Origin of the sequence: Desulfurella sp. (assembly GCF_023256235.1) — a bacterium.
GTDB lineage: Bacteria > Campylobacterota_A > Desulfurellia > Desulfurellales > Desulfurellaceae > Desulfurella.
Map to the genome: position 1 here is coordinate 1 of NZ_JAGDWY010000041.1, position 5,404 is coordinate 5,404.

Annotated in this window: 6 protein-coding genes; 1 reads left to right on the forward strand and 5 read right to left on the reverse strand. The window is 31.1% G+C overall.

Annotated features, from left to right (window positions below):
- Nucleotides 1-65: 65 nt before the first annotated feature.
- From Q0C22_RS04180 to Q0C22_RS04200, 5 genes are read right to left on the reverse strand one after another with little or no spacing between them, the layout of a single operon-like run.
- The gene (locus Q0C22_RS04180) at nucleotides 66-1,769 is read right to left on the reverse strand and encodes a radical SAM protein (RefSeq protein WP_291491787.1); all 1,704 of its coding nucleotides are present in this window, start codon (nucleotides 1,767-1,769) and stop codon (nucleotides 66-68) included.
- A complete protein-coding gene (locus Q0C22_RS04185; protein ID WP_291491795.1) occupies nucleotides 1,766-2,386 on the reverse strand; it encodes a class I SAM-dependent methyltransferase in 621 nt (206 codons plus the stop codon). Before Q0C22_RS04185 ends, Q0C22_RS04180 begins: the two co-directional genes overlap by 4 nt.
- Nucleotides 2,383-3,150: an ABC transporter ATP-binding protein gene (locus Q0C22_RS04190; protein ID WP_291491816.1), complete on the reverse strand. Its 768-nt coding sequence runs from the start codon at nucleotides 3,148-3,150 to the stop codon at nucleotides 2,383-2,385. Before Q0C22_RS04190 ends, Q0C22_RS04185 begins: the two co-directional genes overlap by 4 nt.
- Nucleotides 3,147-4,109, reverse strand: coding sequence for an iron ABC transporter permease (locus Q0C22_RS04195; RefSeq protein ID WP_092129714.1), 963 nt, complete (start codon nucleotides 4,107-4,109; stop codon nucleotides 3,147-3,149). Before Q0C22_RS04195 ends, Q0C22_RS04190 begins: the two co-directional genes overlap by 4 nt.
- On the reverse strand, nucleotides 4,106-5,140 hold the full coding sequence (locus tag Q0C22_RS04200; RefSeq protein ID WP_291491851.1) for an ABC transporter substrate-binding protein: 1,035 nt from the start codon (nucleotides 5,138-5,140) through the stop codon (nucleotides 4,106-4,108). The genes Q0C22_RS04195 and Q0C22_RS04200 overlap by 4 nt, the downstream gene beginning before the upstream one ends.
- 68 nt (nucleotides 5,141-5,208) lie before the next feature.
- Here Q0C22_RS04200 and Q0C22_RS04205 point away from each other — a divergent pair.
- On the forward strand, nucleotides 5,209-5,404 hold a 196-nt coding region (locus tag Q0C22_RS04205; RefSeq protein ID WP_291491862.1), incomplete at its 3' end, for a hypothetical protein.

Sequence of the window (5,404 nt, forward strand, 5' to 3'; positions counted from 1 at the left end):
TGCAAGGCTAACAGTTTCCATAAAACCTCCCAGTGTATAAAAATTTATATAACGAATACAAAAAATTACCCAATACCCGCATAAAATGATTTATTTAACGGTGCATATTTTTTGTTGTTAAATAAAAAATATTTACTTTCAATATTAAAATTGTAAATATGAGGGTAAGCGACATTGGCAATATACATTAATCCAAAAATCCATTCAACGCTACCAAAGTCCCACCCGAAAGGCAATTTATAAACTTTTTTATATTTTGTGGCATTAATATTAATATTATGATTTTGACAGTAATCAATAAAATCTTCAGTTTTGCATGAAATAAAACCTGAGATAAAAACGATATCTGGATTGTATGAGATAAGAGTTTCTTTGGATATATTTATACCAGGTTTTCCTTCTTTTTCTAATTTTAAAACTTCAAGGCCAACAAAACTTGCCAGTTTATTTTCAAATCTATGCGTATTTAGAGCAAAAATAGGAGTGCCCATTACATAATAAGATTTTAATTTTTTATCAATTTTTTTGCGCTTTAGTTTAATATCATCTAAAATTTCTTTGTAAAAATCAATTAGTCTTTTTGGGTTTGCCTTTGAAAGTTTTGCAAGCAGTTCGACTATATCAAAATAATCTTCAAGATTTGAATTTATGTCATCTTGCGTTTCATGAAAAAAATTAAGGAATGTTTTGTCTTTTAGAATTTCAGTAATAACACTGGCAATGGTTTTTTTATCTGTTACATTAAGTGCATTTAATATACCAATTACCATCTCAAGGGCTCTTGTGATCCTGTAGCCACCAAAAAATCCGTCTTCTTCATAATCTTTTTTCGATATATCACCTATTATGCAGTTGGGCTTTCCTTTTATTGATATGATATGTGCTCCCCTTGGACCATAAAAGCTGCGCTTAATGTCAAAATTATCTGAATTTGTATCTAAATACTTTGTACCAGGTGAGTTAAATAAATAAACATAATCTAAATGTTTTTTTAGTTCTTCTACCAAATTTTCAGATTCTTTAATTGATGACTCAAGCTTACCCGAGGCTTTATCAAAAGGTATAAAACGCATGATTTGCAGCGGTATTTGCTTTGATAGTTTAGATAAAAATTTTGCAACATTTATAAGTTCATTTTCAACTCCTTTTGAATAAACAATAGAAACTTCAAAATATACATTGTTTTTGAATAGATAAACAATATTCCTATATACTGGTTTTGAATCTGGTGCTTTGCAAAACTTTCGGTAAGTTTCTTTAGTGTATCCTTTTAAACCTACATTAACAAAATCCAGGTATTTGATTAATTGAAATAGTGATTCTTTTGTGTAGTAAAGATTTGTAGATATACCAAATAACAATTTGTTTTCTTTGGCAATTTTAGCTAGCTCAAGCAAGCTAAAATAGTGCATGGTGGGTTCGTTTATACCAAAGCTTATGCCTTTGCAATTTTCTTCAAGTGCTTTTTGTACAATTTCTTGCGCACTGAGTTTTTTAAAAGCATTTTTATATATATCAATATATTTTACAAAAATATTAGATACACAACCTTCGCATTTAAAATTACAACCTACGCTTCCAATCTGCAAAAATTTGTGGTTTACAAAAAAATGCAACATTGGCTGTGTTTCTATTGAAATAGGATTTACAAATAAGTACGAATTTTTAAAACGTTCTGTAATTTGACCATCAATATTTTGATACATACCGCATGATCCTATTTTTGAATTTTCAATATTGCACCTAAATTCACAGATATGGCACTTCACAACTTTTGCTCCTTTGTTATGATTATCCAGAAACCACTTTCATCATTTATGATTGAATAAGTTTTAATATTTGAGTTGTTCATTATATTTTTTATTACTTCAGGGTTAGTCTGTTTAAGGCGTTCTTTAACCTGATTGTGCCAGTTTGGATTTTTCTCTGACATAATCTTAAATATTTTTTCTTTCAGGTCTTTATTACCAAAGCCACCACCAATGTATGTTATGCCACCTTTTTTTAAAACTCTATAGATTTCTCTGAAGCCTTTAACTTTGTTTTCCCAAAAAAACATTGAACCCCTGCTTATAATTAAATCGGCAAAGTTGCTGCTAAACGGTAGGGCTTCTACGTTTGAAACAATTGGCAAGATAGTTTTTTTGTTTTCTTTTTCGATGAATTGTTTTGCACTAAATGCCATATCAAACTCTAAGTCAACAGCAAAAATTTGAAAATTTCCAAAATTATATAGATTTCTGGATAAAATAGCGCTTCCACAGCCAATTTCTACTACAGTACCACTTTGTTTTTTAAACAGTTCAAATATGTTTTGGGCTATTTGTGGGTATATATCCTTAAAGACATTTTCTGCTATATTGACAAAGCTTGCATATTTACTCATATAAACTCCAATGGCGTTATGAATAGCTTGCCGTTGTTATTTATAACTGTAATTTTTATTTCGTATAGCTCACTTAAATTTTGGGCGTTCATTATAGATTTTACAGAACCAAATTTAAGCAAAGAGCCATTTTTTATCATTATTACAACATCAGAAATCCATGCAGCAAGGTTCGGATCGTGAAGCGTTATTATTGCTGTTAAATTGTGTTTTTTTATGAGATTTTTTATGAGATTTAATATAGCGTATTGGTTTGAAAAATCTAAATGATTCGTTGGTTCATCAAAAAGCAAAATTTTAGCTTCTTGCGCGAGAGCTTGTGCTATTAAAACAAGCCTTTTTTGACCACCGCTTAATTGTGTAAAAGGCTTGTTAATAAGGTTTTGCAAACCAACGAGTGATATTGCTTTTTTGGCAATCTTGATATCTTCTTTTGAAGGTTGGCTTAACATGCCCACATTATGGGCTCTTCCTGTTAAAACTACATCGAAAACGCTAAAAGAAAAAGAAACTTCATTTTCTTGGGCAAGGTAGGCAATTTTTTTTGCAACATTTTTAATACTTAATTTTTCTAAGTTTTCATTTTCTATTAAAACAGTGCCCTTTTTTGGTTTTAATAATTTGTCCAATATTTTTAATAGTGTACTTTTACCGGAACCGTTTGGTCCAATTATTGTACATATTGAAGATTCACTTATGCTAAAAGCTATATTTTTTAATATATCTACATCATAAGAGAAATTTAAATCTTTTGCTTCTATCATAAGCGTTTTTGTTTTTTATAAAGCCATGCAAAAAATGGAGCACCCAAAAGCGATGTTAAAATTCCAACAGGTATTTCTCCAGAAATTAAACTGCGTGCTAGATCATCTATAATTACCATAAATATGCCACCAACAAAAATGCTTGTGGGCATGACATTTCTATTATCACTGCCAGAAATCAAGCGTGAAATGTGTGGTATAATAAGCCCAACCCAACCTATTATGCCAACAACAGCTACACTTGCTGCTGTTGTTAGAGTTGACAAGAGTATGATTATTTTTCTTAAATTTATTATATTTACACCTAAAGATTTTGCTTCATCGTCGCCAAAAGCTGCAATATTTAATTGCCATCTCAAAAGGTATAAAAAAACTACGCATATGCCAATTATAATAAATGCACCCCATGCGCTAAAGCTTACATTTGCAAAGCTACCCATTAACCAGAAAACGATCTGGGGCAATTGATTATTCGGATCAGCAAGATACTTTATAATACCCAAAAGTGCAGTAAAGAAAGAACCAACAATAATTCCCGATATCACAAGATTTAACACAGGTAACTCTTGCTTTGATTTTGCAAGAAAAAATGCTATATAAACTGCTATTGTTCCAAACACAAAAGCAAAAATTTCAATAAAGTAAAAATGATTTAGTGTAAGTATAGCTAAAGCGGCGCCAAAAGCAGCACCGCCTGATACACCCAAAATGTCGGGCGAGACAAGAGGGTTTTTAAACATAGCCTGATATGCACTTCCAGCTGCGCTAAGCCCAGCACCAACAAAATATGCAAATAACACTCTGGGCAATCTTATATCTAATACAATTGTTGAGTCAATTGATGCCTTAGGATTAAAAAAACACTTAACCACATCAATGGGTGCAATTTTGTATGGTCCAACACCTAAAGATACAAGAATAACAACAAATGATAAAACAATTAAAATAGTGTTTTTCAATTTTTTAGTCCTATAATGTGAATTTCATCGGGGTTTATATTCCAGAAAGTTTTATAATAATAATCTGCTTGTGATTTGAGGTTAAGAGATTTAAAACGTTGTGGATGCAAAAGTTTTGCGCACCAGAGAAGACCAAGAGGTGCTTTTTCTGGAGCAAACCAGTTTGAGTAGAGACTTCCACCATCCTGCGGTACCAAATACACTCTTTTGTGAATGATAGCAGCTACATAGCGTAAATCTTTGTCGGCGTATATGTTTTGAATTGTTTTTTTATTTCCACTGCCAAGTAGTATAAAGTCTGGTTGCCACTTCAGGATATCTTCTTTTGATATTTGGCCAAATTTACCCTTTACATTTCTAGATACACTTATACCACCAGCTTTTTGTATAATATCATTAACTAGTGTATCAAATTGTCCACCAGAGGTTAGTTTGTTGCCTTTAGGCCCTTGATAACTCAAATATAATACTTTTGGTTTTTCTTTTATGCCATTTAGATGACTTTCTACATATTCTACTGTATGTTTATAATAGAAAATTAACTTTTGGGCATCTTTAACATGATTTGTAGCCTCACCTAGACTATTTATGCTTTGATACAAGTCGTTTAAATTTCCAAAGCAAGCGCTAAAGCCAATAACAGGTATGCCCAATTTTTCAAATTGTTCGTTGTCTGCTTGCATATTTACATTAACAATAAAACCAGGTTTTAGAGCAATTATTTTTTCAATGCTTGGACCAAAAGGATAACCAACGTCAACAACTTTTTTCAAAAAATCTGGCATTTTCTTTAAAATAAGTTGACCACTAAAATAAGGCACAGCATTTCTGCCCATGCCTGGGTACCCTACAAGACCATCTGAAGCATTAATCATAAAAACAAAAGGTAAAGCCTGTGGAAAAAGCACAACAAAACGATCTGGATTTTTAATTTCAATTTTTTTCCCAAAATTGTATACTGTAATTGTTTTAGACCAGGCACTTGGCAAAAAAACCAACAGGGCAAATAAAACTACAAAAATTTTTTTCATTTTTCCCCCTTGTTTTAGCGAAGTATATATAAGTGAAATTGCAAATTGTTTTTAAAAAGGAGGCTTACTTGGTAGTTAAATTTAGAATAAAGTTGCTAGATTGTACTAAAATAACAACAAATTATCGCAAAAATTTTGTTTCTTTAATTAAAGAGGCTTTTAATCAAAGCGGAAATGAAAAACTAAAAAATTTAAACACCATTACAAAACAAAAGCCGTTTACTTTTTCGGTTAAATTTTCTGTAAAAAATTCTAATGATAATC

What these genes read in the sequence shown, in the direction of transcription:
- Q0C22_RS04185 (WP_291491795.1), bottom strand. Translation starts at nt 2,386, where the DNA reads ATGAGTAAATATGCAAGCTTTGTCAATATAGCAGAAAATGTCTTTAAG.
- Q0C22_RS04190 (WP_291491816.1), bottom strand. Translation starts at nt 3,150, where the DNA reads ATGATAGAAGCAAAAGATTTAAATTTCTCTTATGATGTAGATATATTA.
- Q0C22_RS04200 (WP_291491851.1), bottom strand. Translation starts at nt 5,140, where the DNA reads ATGAAAAAAATTTTTGTAGTTTTATTTGCCCTGTTGGTTTTTTTGCCA.